The sequence below is a fragment of the Streptomyces angustmyceticus genome, from assembly GCF_019933235.1.
GTDB lineage: Bacteria > Actinomycetota > Actinomycetes > Streptomycetales > Streptomycetaceae > Streptomyces > Streptomyces angustmyceticus.
In genome coordinates this window covers 5,438,794-5,462,325 of sequence record NZ_CP082945.1, presented here as the reverse complement: position 1 = coordinate 5,462,325, position 23,532 = coordinate 5,438,794, and the positions used below count along the sequence as shown (strand labels likewise).

20 protein-coding genes and 2 tRNA genes are annotated in these 23,532 nt (G+C 72.6%); 3 read left to right on the top strand and 19 right to left on the bottom strand.

Annotation, left to right across the window (positions count from 1 at the left end):
* Positions 1-123: 123 nt before the first annotated feature.
* From K7396_RS24370 to K7396_RS24360, 3 genes are all read right to left on the bottom strand, one after another.
* On the bottom strand, positions 124-3,021 hold the full coding sequence (locus tag K7396_RS24370) for a leucine--tRNA ligase (protein ID WP_086718163.1): 2,898 nt from the start codon (positions 3,019-3,021) through the stop codon (positions 124-126).
* 313 nt (positions 3,022-3,334) lie between these two features.
* Entirely contained in the window at positions 3,335-5,293 is a 1,959-nt protein-coding gene (locus K7396_RS24365) for a S53 family peptidase (protein ID WP_086718164.1), read from the bottom strand.
* A 356-nt stretch (positions 5,294-5,649) separates the two neighbouring features.
* Positions 5,650-5,722 (bottom strand) — tRNA-Ala (locus K7396_RS24360).
* A gap of 151 nt (positions 5,723-5,873) precedes the next feature.
* On the opposite strand from K7396_RS24360, the gene K7396_RS24355 reads away from it, so the two are divergent.
* Positions 5,874-7,220 carry a glycosyltransferase 87 family protein gene (locus K7396_RS24355; RefSeq protein WP_086718165.1) on the top strand — a complete coding sequence of 449 codons (1,347 nt, stop codon included), beginning with the start codon at positions 5,874-5,876 and terminating at the stop codon, positions 7,218-7,220.
* Between the two features lie 120 nt (positions 7,221-7,340).
* On the opposite strand, the gene K7396_RS24350 is transcribed toward K7396_RS24355, so the two are convergent.
* The 9 genes from K7396_RS24350 to K7396_RS24310 form a co-directional block, all read right to left on the bottom strand.
* A complete protein-coding gene (locus K7396_RS24350) occupies positions 7,341-7,574 on the bottom strand; it encodes a hypothetical protein (RefSeq protein WP_086718166.1) in 234 nt (77 codons plus the stop codon).
* Positions 7,575-7,577: 3 nt separating this feature from the next.
* Positions 7,578-7,826: a hypothetical protein gene (locus K7396_RS24345; protein ID WP_086718167.1), complete on the bottom strand. Its 249-nt coding sequence runs from the start codon at positions 7,824-7,826 to the stop codon at positions 7,578-7,580.
* 270 nt (positions 7,827-8,096) lie between these two features.
* Positions 8,097-8,169: transfer RNA gene (locus K7396_RS24340), tRNA-Ala, on the bottom strand.
* 113 nt (positions 8,170-8,282) lie between these two features.
* The gene (locus K7396_RS24335; RefSeq protein WP_086718178.1) at positions 8,283-8,936 is read right to left on the bottom strand and encodes a histidine phosphatase family protein; all 654 of its coding nucleotides are present in this window, start codon (positions 8,934-8,936) and stop codon (positions 8,283-8,285) included.
* Entirely contained in the window at positions 8,933-9,367 is a 435-nt protein-coding gene (gene rsfS / locus K7396_RS24330) for a ribosome silencing factor (protein ID WP_086718168.1), read from the bottom strand. Before rsfS ends, K7396_RS24335 begins: the two co-directional genes overlap by 4 nt.
* 261 nt (positions 9,368-9,628) lie before the next feature.
* Positions 9,629-11,464, bottom strand: a complete 1,836-nt coding sequence (locus K7396_RS24325; protein ID WP_086718169.1) for a LytR C-terminal domain-containing protein — start codon at positions 11,462-11,464, stop codon at positions 9,629-9,631.
* Positions 11,465-11,488: 24 nt separating this feature from the next.
* Positions 11,489-12,100 (bottom strand): nicotinate-nucleotide adenylyltransferase, encoded by a 612-nt coding sequence (nadD, locus tag K7396_RS24320; RefSeq protein WP_086718170.1) that lies wholly within the window; start codon positions 12,098-12,100, stop codon positions 11,489-11,491.
* A gap of 51 nt (positions 12,101-12,151) precedes the next feature.
* Positions 12,152-12,313: a hypothetical protein gene (locus K7396_RS24315; RefSeq protein WP_086718179.1), complete on the bottom strand. Its 162-nt coding sequence runs from the start codon at positions 12,311-12,313 to the stop codon at positions 12,152-12,154.
* Between the two features lie 117 nt (positions 12,314-12,430).
* On the bottom strand, positions 12,431-12,580 hold the full coding sequence (locus K7396_RS24310) for a hypothetical protein (protein ID WP_167392763.1): 150 nt from the start codon (positions 12,578-12,580) through the stop codon (positions 12,431-12,433).
* A 153-nt stretch (positions 12,581-12,733) separates the two neighbouring features.
* Between K7396_RS24310 and K7396_RS24305 the strand changes: the two genes are divergently transcribed.
* Positions 12,734-13,822 carry a M48 family metallopeptidase gene (locus tag K7396_RS24305; RefSeq protein ID WP_086718171.1) on the top strand — a complete coding sequence of 363 codons (1,089 nt, stop codon included), beginning with the start codon at positions 12,734-12,736 and terminating at the stop codon, positions 13,820-13,822.
* A gap of 18 nt (positions 13,823-13,840) precedes the next feature.
* Here K7396_RS24305 and K7396_RS24300 read toward each other — a convergent pair whose 3' ends face one another.
* The 5 genes from K7396_RS24300 to proB all read right to left on the bottom strand — a co-directional run bounded on the left by K7396_RS24300 (position 13,841) and on the right by proB (position 18,988).
* Positions 13,841-14,965, bottom strand: coding sequence for an SCO2583 family membrane protein (locus K7396_RS24300; protein WP_086718172.1), 1,125 nt, complete (start codon positions 14,963-14,965; stop codon positions 13,841-13,843).
* A 107-nt stretch (positions 14,966-15,072) separates the two neighbouring features.
* Entirely contained in the window at positions 15,073-15,729 is a 657-nt protein-coding gene (locus K7396_RS24295; RefSeq protein ID WP_086718173.1) for an SCO2584 family spore wall biosynthesis protein, read from the bottom strand.
* A 62-nt stretch (positions 15,730-15,791) separates the two neighbouring features.
* Positions 15,792-17,060, bottom strand: coding sequence for a glutamate-5-semialdehyde dehydrogenase (locus tag K7396_RS24290; protein WP_086718174.1), 1,269 nt, complete (start codon positions 17,058-17,060; stop codon positions 15,792-15,794).
* A 72-nt stretch (positions 17,061-17,132) separates the two neighbouring features.
* Entirely contained in the window at positions 17,133-17,627 is a 495-nt protein-coding gene (locus K7396_RS24285; protein WP_086718175.1) for a hypothetical protein, read from the bottom strand.
* Positions 17,628-17,863: 236 nt separating this feature from the next.
* Positions 17,864-18,988 (bottom strand): glutamate 5-kinase, encoded by a 1,125-nt coding sequence (proB, locus tag K7396_RS24280; RefSeq protein WP_167392764.1) that lies wholly within the window; start codon positions 18,986-18,988, stop codon positions 17,864-17,866.
* A gap of 440 nt (positions 18,989-19,428) precedes the next feature.
* Here proB and K7396_RS24275 point away from each other — a divergent pair, with 440 nt between their 5' ends.
* Complete coding sequence (locus K7396_RS24275; RefSeq protein WP_086718176.1) at positions 19,429-21,516, top strand: hypothetical protein; 2,088 nt, start codon at positions 19,429-19,431, stop codon at positions 21,514-21,516.
* Between the two features lie 136 nt (positions 21,517-21,652).
* Here K7396_RS24275 and obgE read toward each other — a convergent pair whose 3' ends face one another.
* Both obgE and rpmA read right to left on the bottom strand, forming a co-directional pair.
* Complete coding sequence (gene obgE / locus K7396_RS24270; RefSeq protein WP_086718177.1) at positions 21,653-23,089, bottom strand: GTPase ObgE; 1,437 nt, start codon at positions 23,087-23,089, stop codon at positions 21,653-21,655.
* 175 nt (positions 23,090-23,264) lie between these two features.
* The gene (rpmA, locus tag K7396_RS24265) at positions 23,265-23,522 is read right to left on the bottom strand and encodes a 50S ribosomal protein L27 (RefSeq protein ID WP_018088248.1); all 258 of its coding nucleotides are present in this window, start codon (positions 23,520-23,522) and stop codon (positions 23,265-23,267) included.
* Positions 23,523-23,532: the final 10 nt, after the last annotated feature.

Sequence of the window (23,532 nt, the reverse complement as noted above, 5' to 3'; positions counted from 1 at the left end):
GCCAGGCCCGGGCCCGGAACCGTCCCCGGCCACCGGCCCGGGGCCCGGCACCAGCCCCATCAGCCGCCCTGCACAGCTCCGGGCCGCCTCGCTCGCCTGCTCCGCGACCCGCCCCGCACCGCCCTAGGCCGGAACGATGTTCACCAGCTTCGGCGCCCGGACGATGACCTTCCGGATGCCCGCGCCGTTCAGCGCCGCGACCACGGCGGGCTCGGCCAGCGCCGTCGCCTCCAGGTCCGCGTCGGAGATCGACGGGGCGACCTCCAGGCGGGCCTTGACCTTGCCCTTGATCTGCACGACGCAGGTCACGGTCTCGTCGACGACGTACGCCGGGTCGGCCACCGGGAAGTCCGCGTGCACCACGGTGTCCGTGTGGCCCAGCTTGCGCCACAGCTCCTCGGCGATGTGCGGCGCCAGCGGGGCGATCAGCAGCACCAGCCGCTCCGCGACCGTGCGCGCGACGGGGCCGCCCGCCTTGGTCAGGTGGTTGTTCAGCTCGGTCACCTTGGCGATGGCGGTGTTGAAGCGCAGGTTCGCCAGGTCCTGGGTGACGCCGTCGATCGCCTTGTGCAGGGCCCGCAGCGTGGCCTCGTCCGGCTCGGTGTCGACGACGGTGACCTCGCCGGTCGTCTCGTCGACGACGTTGCGCCACAGCCGCTGCAGCAGGCGGTACTGGCCGACGACGGCCCGGGTGTCCCACGGCCGCGACACGTCCAGCGGGCCCATCGCCATCTCGTACAGGCGCAGGGTGTCCGCGCCGTACTCCGCGCAGATCTCGTCGGGGGTGACGGCGTTCTTCAGGGACTTGCCCATCTTGCCCAGGACGCGGCTGACCTTCTCGCCCTGGTAGTAGTAGCCGCCGTCGCGCTCCTCGACCTCGGCGGCCGGGACGGCGATGCCGCGGCTGTCCCGGTAGACGAAGGCCTGGATCATGCCCTGGTTGTACAGCTTGTGGAACGGCTCGGAGGACGAGACGTGTCCCAGGTCGTGCAGCACCTTGGACCAGAAGCGCGCGTACAGCAGGTGCAGTACGGCGTGCTCCTGGCCGCCCACGTACAGGTCGACGCCGCCGGCCGGCTGCCCCTCGCGCGGGCCCATCCAGTACTGCTCGGTCTCCGGGTCGACCAGCGCGTCGCCGTTGTGGGGGTCCAGGTAGCGCATCTCGTACCAGCACGAACCCGCCCAGTTGGGCATGGTGTTGGTCTCGCGGCGGTAGCGCTTGATGCCGTTGCCGTCGCCCAGGTCCAGGTCGACGTGGACCCAGTCCTCGTTGCGGGACAGCGGGGTCTCCGGCTGGGTGTCGGCGTCGTCCGGGTCGAAGGTGCGCGGGGAGTAGTCCTCGACCTCGGGCAGCTCCAGCGGCAGCATCGACTCGGGCAGGGCGTGCGCCACACCGTCTTCGTCGTAGACGATCGGGAACGGCTCGCCCCAGTAGCGCTGCCGGCTGAACAGCCAGTCCCGCAGCCGGAAGTTGACGGTGCCCTCGCCGATGCCCTCGGCGGCCAGCCAGTCGGTGATCTTCGCCTTGGCCTCGGTCACTCCCAGGCCGTCCAGCGAGACCGCCGCGCCCGACGAGTTGACGATCTTGGCGTCGTACGAGGCGAAGGCGTCGTCCCAGGTGGACGGGTCGGTGCCGCGGTCGTCCGACGGCTCGACCACACAGCCCATCGGCAGCTCGAAGGCGCGGGCGAAGGCGAAGTCACGGCTGTCGTGCGCGGGCACGGCCATGATCGCGCCGGTGCCGTAGCCCATCAGGACGTAGTCGGCGATGAAGACCGGGACCTGCGCGCCGCTGACCGGGTTGGTCGCGAAGGCGCCGGTGAAGACGCCGGTCTTGTCCTTGGCCTCGGCCTGCCGCTCGACGTCCGACTTGGAGGCGGCCTGCTTGCGGTAGGCGGCGACGGCGTCGGCCGGGGTGGCGTGCCCGCCGGTCCAGACGTCGTGGGTGCCCTCGGGCCAGGCCTCCGGGACGATCGAACCGGTGCCGGTGCCGTTGTCGGAGCCGGCGACCAGCGGGTGCTCGGGCGCCAGCACCATGTAGGTGGCGCCGAACAGGGTGTCCTGGCGGGTGGTGAAGACGGTGATCTTCTCGTCGCCCACCGGGAAGTCGACGCGGGCGCCCTCGGAGCGGCCGATCCAGTTGCGCTGCTGCAGCTTGATGGCCTCCGGCCAGTCCAGCGCGTCCAGGTCGTTCAGCAGCCGGTCGGCGTAGGCGGTGATGCGCATGTTCCACTGGCGCAGCTTGGCCTTGAAGACCGGGTAGTTGCCGCGCTCGGAGCGGCCGTCGGCGGTGACCTCCTCGTTGGCCAGTACGGTGCCCAGGCCGGGGCACCAGTTGACCGGCGCGTCGGAGGCGTACGCCAGGCGGTACTCGCCCAGGATGTTGGCGCGCTCGATGGGGCTCAGGGCGCTCCAGTCCCGGCCGTCCGGGGTCGGGCGGGTTCCGGCCTCGAACTGGGCGACCAGGGTGTCGATCGGGCGGGCCGCGTCCGCCTCCGGGTCGTACCAGGAGTTGAAGATCTGCAGGAAGATCCACTGGGTCCACTTGTAGTACGCCGGGTCGATCGTCTCGACCGAACGGCGCTGGTCGTGGCCCAGGCCCAGGCGGCGCAGCTGGCGCCGCATGTTCACGATGTTGGCCTCGGTGGAGACCCGCGGGTGGGTGCCGGTCTGGACGGCGTACTGCTCGGCGGGCAGGCCGAAGGCGTCGAAGCCCAGGGTGTGCAGGACGTTGTGGCCCGTCATGCGCTGGTGGCGGGCGTAGACGTCGGTGGCGATGAACCCCAGGGGGTGGCCGACGTGCAGGCCCGCGCCCGACGGGTACGGGAACATGTCCATGATGAACTTCTTGGGGCGGGCCGCGACCGCGGCGTCGCCGGCCAGCTCACCGCTGGGGTTCGGGGCCTCATAGGTCCCGTCGGTCTCCCAGAAGTCCTGCCAGCGTGCCTCGATGTCGGCGGCCAGCGCGGCCGTATAGCGGTGCGGCGCTGCCACCTCGGCAGCGGTGGTCGTCTCGCTCATCGTCCTCAAAGCTCCATCGATCGTCTCTGCCTGCGGAAACGCGCCACAATCCGGCACGCCGGAAACAAAAAGGCCCCTCGCACAGGAGGGGACGCCGCGCCGATTCCGACGGGATCTGGGATCCGTCGGCACTGATCAGCGCGGCCCGCTAAGCAGAAGGCGTACGGCACGCATGGCGTCAGGGTACCGCAGGGCGTACGGGGCCCGCGCCGAGGATTCCCCCGACGCGGGCCCCGCCCCCGTGACTCCGTGCCCCTGCCGCCGCCCCCACCGGGTCACGTGCGGTGCGGGGAGGCGGCGCCGCGCCCCGGTGTCAGGGGCGGTAGGAGCTCACATATCCGGCGCCCGGCGAGCCCACGCCGGTGACGTCGTCGTAGCCGACGCCCGCGTGCAGCGAGCTGTCCTTGCCCAGGCTGCGCAGCGAGGTCGTGGTGCCCTTGCCGGCGTCGGCGCCGTTGACGTAGTCGACGCGGACGACGGCCAGGTCACGGCCGGCGCCCAGCGGGTGGTCGGTGACGTCGTGGTAGGCGGCGGTGCCGTAGCGCTGGTAGATGCCGGGGTTGGCGAAGCCGATGGCGACGCCGTGCCGGGCCTGCTGGGCGAGCGCCTGGACGCCCGCGATCACCGGCGCGGCCAGCGAGGTGCCGCCGATGCGGTACTCGTCGTAGCCGAGCTTGCCGTCCGGCAGGGTCTGGGTCTGGCCGACGAGGAAGCCGGTGTTGGGGTCGGCGACCGCGGCGATGTCCGGGACGGTGCGCATGGCACCGCCGCCGTTCGCCTTCGCCAGCCCGTCCGGGACGATGCCGCGCTGGTAGAAGGGCTGCGCGACGGACTTGCTGGTGCCGCCGCCGGCGCCGCCGTTGAAGGCCCCGGGGAAGCCGGTCCAGTCGTTGCCGTCCTTGGAGAGCGGCGCCTTCAGGGTGCCCCAGCCGGTCTCCCACTGGTACGCGTCGTGCTTGCCGACGGCCAGGGAGGTGCCGCCGACCGCGGTCACCCAGGCGGAGTTCGCCGGGGTGTCGACCTGCTTGGTGCCGGTCTTGGCGACCTCGTCGCCGTTGTCGCCCGAGGAGAAGTAGAAGCCGATGCCCTGCACCGCGCCCTGCTGGAAGAGCTGGTCGTAGGCGGCGGCCACGTCCGGGGTCTCGTTCGCCTCGATGTCGCCCCAGGAGTTGGAGACGATGTCGGCGAGGTGCCCGTCGACGACCTTGCCGAGCGAGTCGAGCAGGTCGTCGTCCATGCAGGAGGCGCCGCCGACGTAGACGATGTCGGAGTCGGGGGCGACCGCGTGGACGGCCTCGACGTCGAGGGTCTCCTCGCCGTACCAGCCGGCCGCGCCGCAGTCCTCGATGTGCGTGTAGTCCTTGGGCAGCACCTGGGAGAGCTGGCCGCGGCGGTAGCGGGGGTCACCGTTGCGGGCGGCGTACTTGTCCGCGTCCTGCGCGATGGTCGGCGAGGCGTAGGCGTCGGTGATCGCGACGGTGACGTGCTTGCCGGTCCACTTCTTCGCCCCGTAGGCGGCGCGCAGCTGCTTGCCGGTGTAGCCCTTGATCGCGTACGGCGCCTTGCCCCCGTAGGCGGACGGCAGCGTCTTGTCGGTCCGGGAGCCGTAGTACGACGAGAACGGGCCGGAGTTGCGGAAGACGCCCTCCGGCGGCGGCAGTTCGCTTGAGTGGTGCTTGGCGAGGCGCGGCGCGTTGTTCAGGCCGGTGACCGTCAGCACCGCGTCGGCCAGCGGGGCGGGCGCGGAGGCGGTGGTCGACGGGGCGTGGTAGATGTGCCCGCCCTTGCGGTAGTTGTGCAGGTCGGTGGCGAAGGCCCGCTCGGCGGCGGCCGCGTCGCCGTGGACCGTGACATACCGGTTGGTGGTGCCGGTGACCGTCAGGCCGGACTTCTTCAGCCAGTCGGTCACCTTGGCTATCTGGTCGTGCGTGGCGCCGAAGCGGGCACGCACCTGGGCGGGGCTCAGGTACTTCCCGTACGTGGCGGAGTGCGGGTCCGACACCGCCCTGGCGTAGTCGGCGAGCCCCTTGGCGTCGCGGCCGGCCAGGTAGACGCGGGCGGTGACGGCCGCGGAGGCGGCGGTGTCGCCCTGGTCGGCCTGCCGGGTGGCCCACAGGGGCTTGGTGCCCTGCAGCGCGTGCCGTCCGCCGTCGTGGCCCGCGGCGTCGGCGGCGGGCGCGCCGAGCGCGAGCGCGCCGGCGACCAGCGGCAGCGTCGCTGCCCAGGCCAGACCGGCGCGGGCGCGCGGTGATCTGGTGCGGCTGGATCTCATGTAACCCCCTGCTGTGGCGATGCGGTGCGGGGTGCCGCGCTGCGCCGGGGCGCACGCGCACGGCACCGCACACGCGGTGAATGCGCGGGATGTGACGTTCACGCGATGCGCCACTCTTTCGGTGAACCGTTCATGTCAGGGACATGCGATCACCAAGAAGAGCCCAAGGAATGGCAAGGACTGACCAGGAACGAACAGAGAGCGAACACTCAACTCACCACAACGGACGCCCCACTGACCGGATATCAGCGCAATACGGGCGGAACTCCCGCCGGGCCCGGAACTCCAGGGCGAGCAGCCCCGGAGGCACACGACGAAGCGGGCCGTCCGTATCGGACGACCCGCTTCGTTCACTGTGGAGCTAAGGAGAATTGAACTCCTGACCTCCTGCATGCCATGCAGGCGCTCTACCAACTGAGCTATAGCCCCGTATTCTGTTTCCCGCCCCGGTTCCCCGCTGCGGCATCGCCTACATTACACGGACCTCCCCGGCTTCTGCCAAATCCTGCCCGGGGCCCCCGGCGCGACCCACGGTACTGTCGGCACGCCGTGCCCGATTCGTCCTGGGGAGCCGTACGCCGTGACCGCGCTGGAGCTGGACGCGCCCACCGACCCCCGCGGCACCCGCTCCGGCCGGGGCCTCCTCCGCAGGCACCCCACCCGCGCGGCGGCGCTCGCCTGCCTGGTCTCGTTCGCGGCCTTCTGGACCGTGCAGCGCCTCGCCCAGGTGACGATGCTCGACCTCATGGTCTACCGGGCCGAGGGCCTCACCGTCCGCACCGGCGGGTCCCTCTACGACATGGTGGCGACCTCGGCGCACCTGCCCAACACCTACCCGCCCTTCGCCGCGCTGCTGTTCACCCCGCTCACCCTCGTCGGCGTCCCGGCGATGCGCACCCTGGCCACCGCCGGCAACCTCCTGCTGCTCCTCGCCGTCGTCCACCTCTCGCTGCGCCTGGTGGGCCGGCCCCGGCGGCTCCCCGGCCCCGCCGCGACGCTGGCGCTCTCGGCGCTGCTGGTGTGGTGCGAGCCGGTGTGGACGACGCTGCGCTACGGCCAGATCAACCTTCTGCTCACCGCCCTCGTCCTGTGGGACCTGACCCGCAGGGACACCCAGCGGCTCGCGGGCCTCGGCATCGGCATCGCGGCCGGCCTCAAACTCACCCCGGCGCTGTTCGCCGTGCTCCTCGCGCTGGCCGGGGCCGTCCGGGCCGGGCAGCTGCTCCGCTCCGGCACGGGGCCGCGCGGCGCCTGGAACCCCTGGCTGCGGCAGGCCTGCGTCGCCACCGGCGCCTTCCTGGCCACCGTCGTCCTCGCCGCGCTGGTGCTGCCGCGCGACTCGCACCGCTTCTGGACCGGGATCGTCTTCGCCGCCGACCGGGTCGGCGAGGTGGAGATCACCGCGAACCAGTCGCTGCGCGGCGCCCTCGCCCGGCTGCTGCACACCCACGATCCGGGCCTCGTCTGGGCCGTGGCCGCCGCGCTGACCGTGATCCTCGGCCTGACCCTGGCGGTCCGGTCGCTGCTGTACGGGCAGCGCGCCTGGGCGGCTGTCGCCTGCGCGGCCACCGCCCTCCTGGTCAGCCCGATCTCCTGGTCCCACCACTGGGTGTGGGGCGTGCCGATGCTGATCCTGCTCGGCTCCGAGGCGCTGCACCGGACCGGCCCCGCCGCCCGCCGCTGGTGGACCGCGACCGTCGCGCTGGGCCTGTGCTTCGGCTCCTTCGCGCTGTGGTGGGTGCCGCACCGCTGGCACCACCACGAGGAACTGCACCAGAACGGCGTCCAGATGCTGCTCTCCGACGTCTATCCGCTCGCCGGCCTGGCCCTGCTGGCACTGACCGCCGCCCGGCTGTGGCGGCGCGGCAGGCGGCCGGGAAAGAACAACGGGCCCCGGACGGCCGCCGCGGCCGGCCGGGGCGCCTGAACGGCCGCCCGCGCCGCGGGACGACCCGGCGGCCCTCGCGCCCCCGGCCCAACGCCGCCCGCGCCTCCGGCAGTTCCGCCACGCGCCGGCCGGCCCCGTCTTCGCCGGGGAGGGCCCCGCTCAGGCCGAGGCGAACGAGTAGAACCGCTTCAGCGTGCAGTGTTCGTCCAGCAGCCGTCCGTAGATCGGCTCCCCGTCGAGCTCCCGGTAGGTCTCGATGGGGTCGCCCTTTATGACGAGGGCGCGGGCGCATTCCTCGCACCAGTACTGGTAGTCGGTGTTGACCGGTTCCATGTCGCGGACGATCGGCGTACCGCTGCCGCACCAGTCGCATTTCCTGCTGTGGGCGCCCATCCATCAGCTCCAACTGTGGCCGCAGGCCGGACAAACGAAGGAGATGCCCCCGTGGTCCCCCGGCATCTGTGCCACAGGGGAGGAGCCGCAGGGCGGGCACTGCGGCGCAGCGCCGTCGTCGCCGGCGGCCGCGGGGAGGGGAGCATCAACGGGGCAGGTGAAGCGGAGCGCACGCGCCGAAAGCCGGTCATCGCCCTGCGCCTCGGCCACTTCGAGCAGGTCGTCGACCTCCTCGAGGATGCTCGTGGGCATCGCGTTGTCTCCTCCCCTGCCGGCGCCGTCCGATTCTGCCACGGACCACGGGCCGGGTCAGGCCCGCCTTCTCGCCATCCCGGCAAGCCTCCCATGCGCGTGCCAACGGGACTTGCCCGACGGCGGCGCGGGGCGGCCCCGCGCGGACCGGGGGCACACGGCGCCCCGCCCGTACACGGACTCCGCGCCGGCACCGCTCCCCCGCGAAGACGGCGAGCGCGTACACGCAAAAGATCCCGCCTCCGTCTGGAGGCGGGATCTTCCGGGTTGTGGAGCTAAGGAGAATTGAACTCCTGACCTCCTGCATGCCATGCAGGCGCTCTACCAACTGAGCTATAGCCCCGGGTCTTGTTCCGCTCCTCCGGGTTTCCCCCGGCGGCGCCGCGAACAAGAAGAACTTTAGCCTGCGACCTGCCCAGATGTGAAATCCGGGTCGGCCGGACGCCTCCGACGGGGTCAGTCGTCGTCGCCGAGCACCGGCTCCGGGAGGGTGCCGGCGTTGTGCTCCAGCAGGCGCCAGCCCCGCGCGCCCTCGCCCAGCACGGACCAGCAGCAGTTCGACAGGCCGCCCAGGCCCTCCCAGTGGTGGGCCTCCAGGCCGAGCAGCCGCCCGATGGTGGTGCGGATGGTGCCGCCGTGGCTGACGACGACCAGGGTGCCGTCGTCGGGCAGCTTGTCGGCGTGGGCCAGGACGACGGGCGCGGCCCGGTCGGCGACCTCGGTCTCCAGTTCGCCGCCACCGCGCCGCACCGGCTCACCGCGCTTCCAGGCGGTGTACTGCTCGCCGTGGCGCGCGAGGATCTCGTCGTGCGTCAGGCCCTGCCAGGAGCCCGCGTAGGTCTCCCGCAGGGCCGCGTCGTGCGTGACCTCTAGGCGGGTGAGCGCGGCCAGCTCGCTCGCGGTGGTCGCGGCCCGCTGGAGGTCGGAGGCGATGATGACGTCCGGCCGCAGGGCGGCGAGGAGGCGGGCGGCGCGGCGCGCCTGGCCGCGGCCCTCCTCGGTCAGCTCGATGTCCGTCGACCCCTGGAAGCGGCGCTCCAGGTTCCACGCCGTCTGGCCGTGGCGCCAGAGGACGATGCGGCGGCCCCGGCCGCCCGTGGTGCCGTTCAGCGCAGCTCTCCGTCCTGCTCGCCCGCCGTGGCCTCGGCGTGCTCGGCGGCCTTGCCGCGGGTGGCCTTGGCCTCCTCGGGGAGATCGATCTCGGGGCAGTCCTTCCACAGGCGCTCGAGGGCGTAGAAGACCCGCTCCTCGCTGTGCTGGACGTGCACCACGATGTCGACGTAGTCCAGCAGGACCCAGCGGGCCTCGCGGTCGCCCTCGCGGCGGACCGGCTTGGCGCCGAGGTCCTTGTTGAGGCGTTCCTCGATCTCGTCGACGATCGACTTGACCTGGCGGTCGCTGGGCGCCGAGGCCAGCAGGAAGGCGTCGGTGATCGAGAGGACGTCGCTGACGTCGTACGCGATGATGTCGTGCGCGAGCTTGTCGGCCGCGGCCTGCGCGGCGGCGTTGATGAGCTCGAGGGAACGGTCCGTGGCGGTCACAAGCGGCTTTCCGGGTCGAGGGCAGCCTCTCCGGCCGGGCAGGGGCGGCTGGCTCACTGCTGAGCCGCGGCGCGGGCCGCAGTCCCCATGGGCGACCGGATCGGCGGTCAAGTACCCCTCAAGGGTCTCACGGACCACCGACACTCCCGACTGGGTTTTCGAACCGGCCGGTCGGTTGCGGTGTCCGGGCTGGTCAGCGCCGGGGCGAGCGGGCGCCCGGCCCCGGCCGGTGGGGACCGACCGGGCCGGGCGCGCCGCCCGTCAGCCCTTGAAGTCCTGTCCCAGGACCACGGTGATGTCGGCGTTCGAGGCGCTCTTGCCCTGCCTGACCACGCCCCCGGGCAGGCCCAGGGTCTTGGCGACCTCGGCGGCCCTGGCCTTCTGCGCGGCGTCCTCGTAGGTGATCCGGGAGGTGGCGGCCGCGCCGGTGATGCCCGCGTCGACGAAGCTGTAGCCGCCGTTGAGCAGCGCCACCTGCGCCTTGTTCGTGGCGCCCTTGGTGCCGGTGGCGTTGCGGACGGCGACCCGGGCGGTCGCGTCGGGGGCGGTCTTCTTGACCGTGCCGCCGAGCACGTCCTTGACCACACCGGCCGCCGTGGCCTGGCTGAGCGTGCCGTTGGCCTGTACGGGCAGCAGGGCCGTGCGGTAGGCGCCGGTCTTCGCCAGCTCCGCCCGCTGCGCCAGCGAGCTGCCCAGCTGGCCCTCGGTGAGCGGCGGGTCGAGCACCTGCAGCAGCGACTTCACGGTGGCGGTGGCGCCGTCGGCGTCGCTGGAGACCTTCTTCAGGGTCGCCTGCATGACCTGGCCGAACCGCTGGAGCTGCCGGGTCTGGGGCTCGCCCGGCGCCTGGTAGGTGGCGTAGGCGACGGCGGCCTGGCCGCCCAGGTCCTGGGCCCGGCCCTGCTTGACGACCGGGGAGGCGCCCTTCTTGGCGCCGGGCACGGTGGCGTCGGTGTCGAGCGTGATCCCGCCCACCGTCTCGACGAGGTTCTCCAGGTAGGGGGTGTCCAGCCGCCAGCTGGCCTTGAGGTCGGCGCCCAGGAGGCTGTTGAGGGAGTCGCGGGTCGGCTCGGTGCCGTCGTCCTTGACGGACTTGCCGAGGGTGGTGCTGCTGCCGTCGTCCTTGGGGACGACGAGGCTGTTGGGCAGCAGGACGGTGGTGCCCTTGTGGGTGGTCTCGTTGTCCACCAGCAGCGCCGTGGAGCTGCTGCCCGTCCTGGTGTCCCGGAGGTGGACCACGAGGACGTCGCGCTTCTGTCCGGCGGCGGCCGCCGGGCCCGCGGCGGGACCGGCCAGGCCGGGCAGCTTACCCGCCCACCACAGGTAGCCCGCGCCGCCGGCGACCAGCAGGGCCAGCACGACGGACAGCGCGACGATCCGGCTGCGGCCGCGCCGCTTGGCCTCCTCGCGCCGCTCGGTGCGGCTCTCGGTGAACTTCAGCCAGTCGATGACGTCTTCGGAGTCCTCGTCCGGCTCCTCGATGAAGGAGAACTGATCGGTGCGGTACTCCTCGCCCTCGCCGGGGGAACCGGGCGGGCCGCCCGGTTCCTGCTCCGCGCTCTCCTCGGCCGGGGCGCGGCGCCGGCCCGTCGGCCGGGGCCGCGCGTCGCCCTGCGGGGCGGGCTCGTCGTAGCGGGGCTGGTCCGCGTAGGAGGTCTGCTCGTAGGGGGACTGCTGGGCCTGCTGCGGGATCCACTCCTGCTGGTGCGGCTGCTGCTGGGGTGCCTGCTGCGGCTCGGGCCGGGCGTAGGGGTCGTACTGCTGGGGGTAGCCGTGGCGGTCCTGCACCTGGGGGCGGCCGTAGGCGTCGTAGCCGTACTCCGGCTGCCCCGGGTACGTCCCGTGCCCGTGCTGCCCCTGCGGCGCCTGGCCGCCGCCCTGTTGGCCGCCGTAGGGGTCGTAGCCCTCGTAGCCGGACGGGGCGGTCTGCTGCCCGTAGGCGTCGTAGTGCTGCTCGTACGACGGCTGTGCGGCGTCGCCGTACACCGGCTGCCCGTAGGCGTCGTAGGTGTAGCCGGCCTGCCCCTGCCGCTCCTGGGCATAGGGGTCGTGGGCATACGGGTCCTGCGGCCCGTACGGATCGTGTCGGTCGCTCACCGGTGCCCCTTTCCGTCAGCCCCGTCAGCGGTCGTTGCGGTACAGCTGTTTTTTGTCGATGTAGCGCACCACACCGTCCGGCACCAGGTACCAGACCGGATCCCCCTGGGCGACGCGCGCCCGGCAGTCGGTCGAGGAGATGGCCAGCGCCGGCACCTCGACCAGGGACACCGCCCCCGCGGGCAGCCCGGGGTCCGCGAGGACGTGGCCGGGCCGGGTCACCCCGATGAAGTGGGCGAGCGAGACCAGCTCCGCGGCGTCGTGCCAGGTCAGGATCTGGCTGAGCGCGTCGGCGCCGGTGATGAAGAACAGATCCGCGTCACGGTGCTCCGCACGAAGGTCACGCAGCGTGTCTATCGTGTACGTCTTGCCGCCGCGGTCGATGTCGATCCGGCTGACGGAGAACTGCGGGTTCGACGCGGTCGCGATGACCGTCATCAGATACCGGTCCTCGGCCGGGGACACCAGCTTGTGGCTCTTCTGCCACGGCTGTCCGGTCGGCACGAAGACGACCTCGTCGAGGTGGAACTGGCTGGCCACCTCGCTGGCGGCGACCAGGTGTCCGTGGTGGATCGGGTCGAACGTCCCGCCCATCACTCCGAGTCGCCGCTTCACGGGCCCTGTGTGCTCTCCCATGCGTGCAGACCCTACTGGGCGCCGCGCGATGCCGGGGTCCGGGTGCCGGGCTCAGCGGTCCCGGTTGAAACGGGTGGTGATCCAGAGCAGGAGGAGCAGGACAATCAGGGCGCCGCCGCCGGTCACGAAGGGGCTCAGGCTGGCGTGACCGCCCTCGTGTCCGGGCTCGGCGGCGAGGGAAACCAGGGACTGTGCGGTGGTGTGCAGGCTCATCGTCAGCAGGACCAATCCGGGCTGGGGCGGGCAGAGACTTCCACCACATCGTAAGCGCCGCCTCACCCCGGGCTCACGCCGACTCCGTCCCCGGGCCCCGGGAGAGGCCCCGCGGCCTCAGTCCTGGCCGTAGCCGCGCAGCAGGAACCAGGCGAGCAGGCCGGCGCCCACGAAGCCGGCGATGATCACGGTGCGCAGGATCCATCCGGGTCCGCCGTCCCTGGCGGTCTCCTGGGCTGCGGCGAGCAGCACGCTCGGATACGGCATGACGGTGCGCTCCCTCGGGTACGGCCCGCGCGGTGATCTGGGCGGGTCTGTGCGGTCATCGGTGCGATCGCCAGCGTACGCCCGAGCATCCAATCCTCTGTCAGCGGCGTCCTCTAGTCTGAATCACACGCAGTCGAACAGGGGGAGGCCCCAATGACGGAGAGCCCAGGCGGCAGCGCGAACGTACCGAGCCGGGACCGGCGGCGGTTCCCCGGCATCTCGTCGCGGTCGTACGAACACCCGGCGGACCGCTCGGCGCTGGTGGCACTGCGCAAGCTGAGCGGGTTCGACACCGTCTTCAAGACGCTCAGCGGCCTGTTGCCGGAGCGCAGCCTGCGGCTGCTGTTCCTGTCGGACTCGGTGCGGGTGGGCGAGCAGCAGTTCGCGCACCTCCACGACATGCTGCGCGACGCCTGCTACATCCTGGACCTGGAGAAGGTCCCGCCGATGTACGTCAACCAGGACCCGCAGCCCAACGCCATGTGCATCGGGCTGGACGAGCCGATCATCGTGGTGACGACCGGCCTGGTCGAGCTGCTCGACGAGGAGGAGATGCGGGCGGTCATCGGCCACGAGGTCGGCCACGCGCTGTCCGGGCACGCCGTCTACCGCACCATCCTGCTGTTCCTGACGAACCTGGCGATGAAGGTCGCCTGGATCCCGCTGGGCAACGTCGCGATCATGGCGATCGTGACGGCGCTGCGCGAGTGGTTCCGCAAGTCGGAGCTGTCGGCGGACCGTGCCGGGCTGCTCGTCGGGCAGGACCTGCAGGCGTCGATGCGCGGGCTGATGAAGCTGGCCGGCGGCAACCACCTGCACGAGATGAACGTCGACGCCTTCCTGAAGCAGGCCGACGAGTACGAGGCGGGCGGCGACCTGCGCGACTCCGTGCTGAAGATCCTCAACCTGCTGCCGCGCAGCCACCCGTTCACGACCGTGCGGGCGGCCGAGCTGAAGAAGTGGGCGGCCAGCCGCGACTACCAGCGGATCATGGACGGCCACTACCCGCGCCGGGACGACGACAAGGACACCTCGGTCTCCGACTCGTTCCGGGACTCCGCCGCCCACTACGCCGACTCGGTGCGCAACAGCAAGGACCCGCTGATGGGCCTGGTGCGCGACATCGCGGGCGGCGCGGGCGACCTGGGCGGCAAGCTGCGCGACACGGTCTTCCGCCCCGGCGGACGCCCCGACGGCGGCGGCAACGGCACGGGCGGAGCCGGCCGTCCGGAGGGCTCCTGACGTCCGGAGGGCTCCCGACTAACGCAGGGGGTGGCTCGGCTTCGGCTGGGCGGAGGACGCCAGCTCACCGCAGAGCGAGGGGTTGGCGCGGTCCCTGGCGTAGGGGTCGGTGCCCGTGGGGCGGTCCTGGCCGGCGTGCTGTCCCGCGAACAGCGGGCGCAGCGCGTCGGCGGGCCGCGACGAGCAGGCCAGCGGCCCGGCCTGCAGGCTGCTCTGCACGACCTCCAGGCGGTGGTCGTTGAGGTTCTCCCGGCTCAGCCGGAAGTGCACCTCGCGCCGCACGGTGACCAGCGAGGCGGCGCCCGGGGTGGGCTTGCCGACGCCCTGGCCCGGGCCGGTGTGCGGCGCGCCGGGGGCGGGCCGGACGGCGTAGACGAAGGTGTAGTCGGCGGTGACGTCGAGCGCGTCCGGGCTCAACTCCGAAGCGGCGAGCGTGCCGTTGACCCGTACGCTCCGGTCGGCGAGCCGGGTCTGCTGCGGGTCGAAGCGGACCAGCCAGCCGGTGGCCGCGTCGCGGCCGTTGTCGTCGGGGCGCGCCAGGCTGCGGTCGAACTGGTCGAGTTGGCCGGTGTCGAGCAGCAGCCGTACGGGCCGTACGGACCGGCCGGTGAGGGTGCCCGGGTCCAGCGAGGACCGTACGAGGTAGTCCTTCGCGATGGTCAGGGCGGAGACGATCTGGCCGTCGGAGAAGTGCTCGGTGCGGACGACGGCGGGCAGATTGATGCCCGCGGCGCCGATCCGGTAGTTGGCCGCGGGGCTGTGGGCGAAGAGGTCGGCGGGCGTCGCGCCCGGTACCGCCCCGGCCGGCGCGAGCGGCACCACCGCGGACCGCAGCGGCTGCGCCCGGACGGTCTCCGGGGTCTTGTAGGGGTGGCGGATGCCCATGTAGACGGCGGTGCCGAAGGCGAGCACGATCAGCAGCACCAGCAGGACGGCCTGCCGGGAGCCACCCAGCCGCATCCACGCGTGCCGGGTCCGCACGGCCGGCGAGTGGTGCTCGCCCAGCCGCTCGTCGGCGGAGAACTCCTGCAGTCGCGCAGCCCGGACGAACGATTCGTCGAAGACGACGGATCGGTACTCGTCCTCACCGCCTCCCGGGGCGCCGTTGGGCGTCCCTTCGGGAGGGTCACCAGGCCCGGTCATACAACAAGAGTAGGTCCGCCGGGGCGAACGTAAACGCCGGGGCCGCGGGCAACTTCGCCGCCGGACCGCGTTTCGAAAGCCCGTTTTGCGGGCACGGCGCCCCGCCGTCAGTCCGGCCTGGGCACCGCCGAGAACGACGGGCGCAGGGGCTCGGCCGACGGCAGCGACGGCAGGCCGGGGCGCGCCGTGCGGACGCTGTCCACCCCGCTGGTGGTGGGGGCGTCCACGCCGCTGGACGTGGGCGCCGGTGCCGGGCTCTGGTTCCGGCCCGAGGAGCCGCGGTAGACGGCGCTGAAGGCCAGCGCGACCAGCCCGATGCCCATCACCACGGCCAGCACCCAGGCGACCGGGCGGTGCCAGCGGGTGCTGCTGCGGTAGGGCCGCAGCGCGCCGCCGTAGGGGCCGTACGGGCCGTAGGGCGGGTATTCGCCCAGCTCGCCGTCGTCGTACTCGGCGTAGTCGGTGTACCCGTCGTAGCCGTCCCCGGGGGCGCGGCGGGGGCCGCGGGGGCCGGGCTCGTCCCCGTCGTCGCCCTCGGGGCCGAATCCGGGGCCGGAGCGGGCCGCCTCGGCCTCGGCCCGCGCCTCGGCGGCGGCCAGCATGCGCTCGACCGCCGAGGGTTCGTGGATCTGTGCGGACCGGACGAATTCCTCGTCGAAGACCACGGAGGCGAATTCTTCGTCCGCGTTTCCGTGGCTCCCGTGGTGGTGCTCGTCGGGCTCTTCACCGTCCGGGAACGGCTTGCCCCCCACGTCGTCCGGCACCCGTCCAGGTTAGCCCCGGGCCGTCGTTTTGGGCAGGGAGAACGGGGAATCCGGGGGACGCTTCAGCGGGTGTGGCCGTCGCCCGTGAGGATGTACTTGGTGGAGGTCAGCTCCGGCAGTCCCATGGGGCCGCGGGCGTGCAGCTTCTGCGTCGAGATGCCGATCTCCGCGCCGAAGCCGAACTGGCCGCCGTCGGTGAAGCGGGTCGAGGCGTTGACCGCGACGGTGGTGGAATCGACCAACTGGGTGAAGCGGCGGGCGGCGGCCTGGGACGTGGTGACGATCGCCTCGGTGTGGCCGGAGGTCCAGCGGCGGATGTGCGCCACCGCCGCGTCCAGGTCGGGCACCACGGCGGCCGCGATGTCGTAGGAGAGGTACTCCGTCGCCCAGTCCTCGTCGGTGGCGGGGGCGACCAGCCCGGGGCCGGCCTGCTGCCAGGCGGCGTCGCCGTGCACGATCACGCCGGCCTGGGTGAGCGCCTCCAGGGCGCGCGGCAGGAACTTCTCGGCGATCCCGGCGTGCACCAGCACCGTCTCGGCGGCGTTGCAGACGCTGGGCCGCTGGGCCTTGGAGTTGACCAGGATGTCGACGGCCATGTCGAGGTCGGCGGCCTCGTCGACGTAGACGTGGCAGTTGCCGGTGCCGGTCTCGATCACCGGGACGGTGGACTCCTCGACGACCGTACGGATCAGGGACGCGCCGCCGCGCGGGATCAGCACATCGACCAGGCCGCGGGCGCGCATCAGCTCGCGCACCGAGTCGCGGCTCTCGCCGGGCACCAGCTGCACCGCGTCGGCGGGCAGCCCGGCGCTCTGGACGGCGTCGCGCAGCACCTCGACCAGGGCGCTGTTGGAGGCGTAGGCGGAGGACGAGCCGCGCAGCAGCACCGCGTTGCCGGACTTCAGGCACAGGGCGGCGGCGTCCACCGTCACATTCGGCCGGGCCTCGTAGATGATCCCGATCACACCGAGCGGGACCCGGACCTGCCGCAGGTCGAGGCCGTTGGGCAGGGTCGAGCCGCGCACCACCTCGCCGACCGGGTCGGGCAGCGCCACGACCTGGCGGACGTCGGCGGCGATGGCCGCGATCCGCTCGGGGGTGAGGGTGAGCCGGTCCACGATCGACTCGGCGGTGCCCGCGGCCCGTGCCCTGGCGATGTCCTCGGCGTTGGCGGCGACCAGCTCGCCGGTCCGCTCCACCAGGGCGTCGGCGATGGCGTGCAGCGCTGCGTCACGGGCCGTACGCGGCAGCGGCGCCAGGACGGCGGCGGCCTCCCGCGCGCGGCGGGCGGTCTCGAGGACGGGCGAGGTGTGCGATGCGCTGCTGGTCATGGCCGCAGCCTAACGGGGCGGCGGGCCGCGGCCACGCGGTATCTCACAGCGCGGGACGCCGGCGACCGAGGGTCAGAAGGGGTGGACGCCGACCGGGGAGGCCGGTGGCGGACCGTAACCCTCCGCGACGCGCTGGTGGTACGTCTCGCGGTCGATGACCTCCAGGCCGACGATCTCCCACGGCGGCAGCTTGGCCGTCGAGCGGTGCTCGCCCCACAGCCGCAGCGCGACCGCCGCGGCGTCGTGCAGGTCCCGGGCCTCCTCCCAGTAGCGGATCTCGGCGTGGTCGTTGGCGTAGCGGCTGGTCAGCAGGAAGGGGTGGTCGTGGGCGAGCTGCTCCAGCGCCCGCCGGACCTCCTTGAGCGGGGCCTCGGCGCCCGAGACGCTGAGGGTGATGTGCCACAGCCGGGAGGTCTCGCGGCGCCCGCCCTCGGGGCCGTGCCGCGCCGTCCCGTCCGGCCGGGCACCGCGGTCGTCCGGCAGGACGGTGTCCTCGCCGGTGCCGACGCTGGTCAGCGCGCGCTCCGCCGTCCCTCGGGGCGGCGCCCCTGGGCGCCCTCGTCTCACCGGCGGCCTCCTGTGATGCGAATCGCTCCGCCCTCGAAGGTGCGGAGCCGTCGTACGTCGGCGGGTGCGCTCGCGCGCTGCGGGCGCCGCTCCCCACGGCGCCCCCGCAACAAAGTTGACCAGCCCGCGGCCCGTCGCGGGGCGTTTTCACCAAGGTCTGTACGGAAAGGCTGGTCTCCGCACCGCGCGGCGGCGAGTGTGCACGGACCGTGACGACGGCCGGCCGGCGGGCGCCGTCAGGGGTGCAGCAGCACCAGATCGTCGCGGTGCACGACCTCCCGCTCGTAGGCGGGGCCCAGCTCACGGGCGAGATCGCGGGTCGAACGCCCCATCAATCGGGGGATTTCCCTGGCATCGAAATTGACGAGGCCCCGGGCCACCGCGCGGCCCTCGGCGTCCCGCAGCTCGACCGGGTCACCGGCGGAGAACTCGCCGTCGACGGAGGCGATGCCGGCCGGCAGCAGGGAGGAGCGCCGCTCGACGACGGCCCGCACCGCCCCGTCGTCCAGGACCAGGGCGCCGCGCGGCGTGGAGGCGTGCGCGAGCCACAGCAGCCGGTCGGCGGAGCGGCGACCGGTGCGCAGGAAGTGGGTGCCGGTCATCCCGCCCGCCAGCGCCTCGGCGGCGTGCACGGCGGAGGTCAGGACGACCGGGATGCCGGCCGCGGCCGCGATCCGGGCCGCCTCGACCTTGGTGACCATGCCGCCGGTGCCGACGCCGGCCTTGCCCGCGCTGCCGATGGAGACGCCCTCCAGGTCCCCGGGCCCGCGCACCTCCGCTATCCGGGAGGTGCCGGGGGCGGACGGGTCGCCGTCGTAGAGGCCGTCCACGTCCGAGAGCAGGATCAGCAGGTCGGCGCGGACGAGGTGGGCGACCAGGGCCGCCAGGCGGTCGTTGTCGCCGAACCGGATCTCGTCGGTGGCGACGGTGTCGTTCTCGTTCACGATCGGTACGGCGCCCATGGCCAGCAGCTGGTCGAGGGTCCGGTAGGCGTTGCGGTAGTGGGCCCGGCGGCTGGTGTCGTCGGAGGTCAGCAGCACCTGGCCGACGCGGCGGCCGTAGCGGGCGAAGGACGCGGTGTAGCGGGCGACCAGCAGGCCCTGTCCGACGCTGGCGGCGGCCTGCTGCCGGGCCAGGTCGCGGGGCCGTCGTTCGAGGCCCAGGGGGGCCAGGCCCGCCGCGATGGCTCCGGAGGAGACCAGCACGATCTCCTTGTCCTGGTGCTTGGCCAGCACGTCCACCAGCGCGTCCACGCGGTCCGCGTCCAGTCCCCCGGCGGCCGTGGTCAGCGAGGACGAGCCGACCTTCACCACGATCCGGCGAGCGTCCTTCACGTCCTGCCTTGCGCCTGCCACCTGCATACCCCTGTGCTTGCCGATCCCACCGCCGTACGGGGGACTGCCGTCCGGCCCGCACCACGGCCCTACGGGCGCAATCTACGGCAGGCCGGCCCCGCGGCGCTTCGTGATATCGCCTGGCGGACGCCCCGCGGACCCCCGTCCGGGGCCCGGGCCCCCTGTCACGGCGCGCCGGAAAGGGCGCAGAATGGGGCCCGGAGTTCCTGGCTTTTTCTCCCCTATACGGTTTTCCTTTAGACGGAAGCCGAGGCCAAGAGGTTGCGTTCGATTGGTCCGCTTTCGCGGTGATGAGAGCCACAGCAGATTGTCACCAAGGCCAACAAGGTCATACGGTCGGGTGTCCATCGGTCCCGTATCGCCGCTCCGGCGGCGTCGCAGCGCGGGACCCGGCCGCCCCCCTCGGCCTCCCCTTTGACCTTTCGTGCTGCCAGGAGCCCTCCCCCGTGCCTTCCGCCGGAATCGCCCCCCGCCGAGCCGTCCAGCTCGCGGCACTCCTCGCGATGATGGTCGCGTTCACCGCCCAGTTGGTCGGTGCGCTGCTGCCCGTCATCCCGCTGTTCATCGCCGCATCCGTGGTCAACCTCGGTCTCGACCTGGTCCTCCAGCACAAGCAGCCCGGCCTGCTCGCGGTGCTCGGGCGGATCCGGTTCGACGTCACGGTGCGCCAGTTGCTGCGCGACATGCTGATACTGGTCGGCCTGCTGCACATCGACGGCATCAACCCGCTCGAGGAGCAGGCGCCGCTCACCATCACGCTGCTGCTCTTCTACGGCACCCACTTCGTGTGCCAGGCGGTCGCGGTGCTGGTCCGCCGGACCCGCAGCCTGCCGTTCGTGACCCGCAACATCGACGCCAGCGCGCTGCGGCTGTCCGACGCCCCGCCGCGCATCCTCTCCCGCCAGACGGGCCGGCGCCTGCTGCGCTTCTCGGTGCCGACCACCACCGGCATGATGCTCACCGCGATCACCACCGACGCGTTCTGGGGCGGCGTCGGCCTCGCCGTCTCCCTGGCCCTCTCCGCCGGCGGCACCCTCTACCTGGGCGCCTGGCTGCTGCCCAAGAAGCGGGTGGCCGGCGAGAAGCAGGCACTGGAGTGGCTGGACAACTGGCTGACGGAGTACCAGCCGACGGTCGGCATGTACTTCTCCGGCGGTTCCTCCTCCGCCTACCAGGCCAACATGTGGCTGAGCACCCTGGCCTCCCTGGACGGCAACCCGATCATCGTGCTCCGCGAGCGCTTCATGGTGCAGAAGATCGAGGCCACGGACGTGCCGATCGTCTGCATCCCCAAGGTCGCCAACCTGATGCGCCTGGAGCACTCCACGCTCAAGGTCCTGCTGCACCCGGCGAACTCCGGCAAGACCTCGCAGATCCTGCGCATCCCCTCCATCAAGCACGCCTTCACCAACCACGGCGAGAGCGACAAGCTGTCCTCCTGCAACCCGTACGCCAAGGCGTACGACGAGGTGTGGGTGGCGGGCCCGGCGGCCCGTGACCGCTACCAGCTCGCCGACATCGGCGTCGAGGACAAGGACGTCATCGAGGTCGGCCGCCCCCAGCTGGCCCCGATCCAGCCGTACGCGGGCGCCCCGGCCGACCGGATGACGACCGTGCTGTACGCCCCGACCTGGGAGGGCTGGGACGGCAACCCGGGCAACACCTCGGTGATCCTGGCGGGCGAGAACATCGTCCGCGAGCTGCTCGCCGACGAGAACGTGCGGCTGCTGTACAAGCCGCACCCGATGACCGGTTCCGTGGACCCGCGCGCGGGCGCCGCCAACACCCGCATCCAGGCGATGATCGCGGAGGCCAACACCCGGCGCGGCGGGGCGCGTCCCGGCCCGGAGGCCGCCGCCGAACTGGCCCGCCGTACCGAGGAGCTCAACGCGCTGACCACCTCCGCGTTCCGCAAGAGCGCGGACGAGCTGGAGCGGATGCGGCTGCAGGGCACTCCCCAGGAGGGCCGCGCGGCCGCCGTGGACGCGGCCGTCACCGCCTGGGAGGCGGCGTACTGGAATTCGTTCCCCGAGTGGGAGCACCGCGTCATCACCACCGCCCGCCCCGGCATCTTCAGCTGCTTCAACCAGGCCGACGTGCTGATCAGCGATGTCTCCAGCGTCGTCTCGGACTACCTCAGCAGCGAGAAGCCGTACGCGGTCGCCAACACCTCGGGGATGACCGAGGACGACTTCCGCGCGAACTTCCCGACGGTGCGGGCGGCGACGATCCTCACGCCCGCGGCGGACGGCGTGGCCGGCCTGCTCGACGCGGTCCGCGACCCGCGGCAGGACACCCTGGCCGCGGAGCGGGCCGAGCTCAAGGAGCACCTGCTGGGCCCGTCGGACCCGCCGTCGTCGGTCCGCTTCAACCAGGCCGCGCTGGATCTGGCCGCGAAGGCCGACGAGCGGCGCGTCCGGATGGAGAACCGGCTGTCCGGTATCCCCGGCCAGCGCTCCCAGGAGGACGTGGACGCCTCCGAGACGGCCGGGCAGGAGTCCAACGGCGCCTCGGACACCACGGCCACCGTCTAGGCCGCAGCGGGCCGCTCACGGCCTCGCGGCGCGACACAGCAACGGGGAAGGCCCCCGGGAGTTCTCCTCCCGGGGGCCTTCCCCGTTGGCGTGTGCGTGCCCCCGCCGCGGGGCGGCCGGGCGGCCCGGCGGACCGTCAGAAGGGCCGGAAGCCGTCGTACTCCTGGTCGGCCTCGTCCCGTGCCAGGTCGCGGTCCTTGCGGCGCTGCGCGGCCGGCCGGGGCGCCTCCATGCGGTGGTCCTCGCCGCGCCGTCCCAGCATCTCCGCGCCGGCCGCCATCATCGGCTCCCAGTCGAAGACGACCGCGTTGTCCTCGGGGCCGATGGCGATGCCGTCGCCCGCGTGCGCGCCCGCCTTGCGCAGCTCGTCCTCGACGCCGAGACGGTTGAGGCGGTCGGCGAGGTAGCCGACGGCCTCGTCGTTGTTGAAGTCGGTCTGGCGGACCCAGCGTTCGGGCTTCTCGCCGCGCACGCGGAAGAAGTTCTCGCCCTCCGCGGTGATCGTGAAGCCGGCGTCGTCGACGGCCTGGGGCCGGATGACGATACGGGTGGCCTCCTGCACGGGCTTGGCGGCGCGGGCCTTGGCGACCACGTCGGCGAGCGCGTAGGACAGCTCCTTCAGACCCGTGTGGGCGGCCGCGGAGACCTCGAACACGCGGTAGCCGCGCGCCTCCAGGTCGGGGCGCACCAGGTCGGCGAGGTCCTTGCCGTCCGGCACGTCGATCTTGTTGAGGACGACCATCCGGGGCCGGTTCTCCAGGCCGCCGTACTGCGTGAGCTCCTCCTCGATGACGTCGAGGTCGGAGGCCGGGTCGCGGTCGGACTCCAGCGTCGCGGTGTCCAGGACGTGCACCAGCACCTCGCAGCGCTCGACGTGCCGCAGGAACTCCAGGCCCAGGCCCTTGCCCTGGCTCGCGCCGGGGATCAGGCCGGGGACGTCCGCGATGGTGTAGACGGTCGAACCGGCGGTCACCACACCGAGGTTGGGCACCAGGGTGGTGAACGGGTAGTCGGCGATCTTGGGCTTGGCGGCGGAGAGCACCGAGATCAGCGAGGACTTGCCGGCGCTCGGGTAGCCGACCAGCGCGACGTCCGCGACGGTCTTGAGCTCCAGCACGATGTCGCGGGCCTCGCCGGGCTCGCCCAGCAGCGCGAAACCGGGAGCCTTGCGGCGGGCGGAGGCCAGCGCGGCGTTGCCGAGGCCGCCGCGGCCGCCCTGGCCGGCGACGAAGGTGGTGCCCCGGCCGACGAGGTCGGCGAGCACATTGCCCGCGCGGTCCAGGACGACGGTGCCGTCGGGGACCGGCAGGACCAGGTCTTGGCCGTTCTTGCCGGAGCGGTTGTCGCCCGCGCCCGGTGCGCCGTTGGTGGCCTTGCGGTGCGGGTGGTGGTGGTAGTCGAGAAGCGTGGTGACGTCCGGGTCGACGACCAGGATCACATCGCCGCCGCGGCCGCCGTTGCCGCCGTCCGGGCCGCCGAGCGGCTTGAACTTCTCCCGCATCACGGAGGCCACGCCGTGGCCTCCGTTACCCGCGGCGACGTGCAGCTCGACGCGGTCCACGAAGGTGGTCATGGTGGGGGTGCCTCCAGGTAACTACGGGTGTGTCGCTGTGCTGCGCGCATGTCTGGGGCAGCGCGCACTGTCTGTACTAACACGCAAGGGCGGACCGGCCTTCCCGCTCGCGCGGGAGAAGGCGGTCCGCCCCTGAGTGCTGCTGATGCTGAGCTATCGCTCGGTCAGGCCGGAATTACTCGGCGACCGGAACGATGTTCACGACCTTGCGGCCACGGTGGGTGCCGAACTGCACCGCACCGGCAGCGAGGGCGAACAGGGTGTCGTCGCCGCCGCGGCCGACGCCCGTGCCGGGGTGGAAGTGGGTGCCACGCTGGCGGACCAGGATCTCACCGGCGAGGACGGCCTGACCGCCGAAGCGCTTCACGCCGAGCCGCTGAGCATTGGAATCGCGACCGTTCCGAGTGGACGATGCGCCCTTCTTGTGTGCCATGTCTCCTCAG

Bases quoted from the DNA above. Each gene is read 5' to 3' on its own strand.
- K7396_RS24370 (WP_086718163.1), bottom strand. From the start codon at position 3,021: ATGAGCGAGACGACCACCGCTGCCGAGGTGGCAGCGCCGCACCGCTAT.
- K7396_RS24365 (WP_086718164.1), bottom strand. From the start codon at position 5,293: ATGAGATCCAGCCGCACCAGATCACCGCGCGCCCGCGCCGGTCTGGCC.
- K7396_RS24350 (WP_086718166.1), bottom strand. From the start codon at position 7,574: ATGGGCGCCCACAGCAGGAAATGCGACTGGTGCGGCAGCGGTACGCCG.
- K7396_RS24345 (WP_086718167.1), bottom strand. From the start codon at position 7,826: ATGCCCACGAGCATCCTCGAGGAGGTCGACGACCTGCTCGAAGTGGCC.
- nadD (WP_086718170.1), bottom strand. From the start codon at position 12,100: ATGGGAGAGCACACAGGGCCCGTGAAGCGGCGACTCGGAGTGATGGGC.
- K7396_RS24315 (WP_086718179.1), bottom strand. From the start codon at position 12,313: ATGAGCCTGCACACCACCGCACAGTCCCTGGTTTCCCTCGCCGCCGAG.
- K7396_RS24310 (WP_167392763.1), bottom strand. From the start codon at position 12,580: ATGCCGTATCCGAGCGTGCTGCTCGCCGCAGCCCAGGAGACCGCCAGG.
- K7396_RS24305 (WP_086718171.1), top strand. From the start codon at position 12,734: ATGACGGAGAGCCCAGGCGGCAGCGCGAACGTACCGAGCCGGGACCGG.
- K7396_RS24300 (WP_086718172.1), bottom strand. From the start codon at position 14,965: ATGACCGGGCCTGGTGACCCTCCCGAAGGGACGCCCAACGGCGCCCCG.
- K7396_RS24290 (WP_086718174.1), bottom strand. From the start codon at position 17,060: ATGACCAGCAGCGCATCGCACACCTCGCCCGTCCTCGAGACCGCCCGC.
- proB (WP_167392764.1), bottom strand. From the start codon at position 18,988: ATGCAGGTGGCAGGCGCAAGGCAGGACGTGAAGGACGCTCGCCGGATC.
- obgE (WP_086718177.1), bottom strand. From the start codon at position 23,089: ATGACCACCTTCGTGGACCGCGTCGAGCTGCACGTCGCCGCGGGTAAC.
- rpmA (WP_018088248.1), bottom strand. From the start codon at position 23,522: ATGGCACACAAGAAGGGCGCATCGTCCACTCGGAACGGTCGCGATTCC.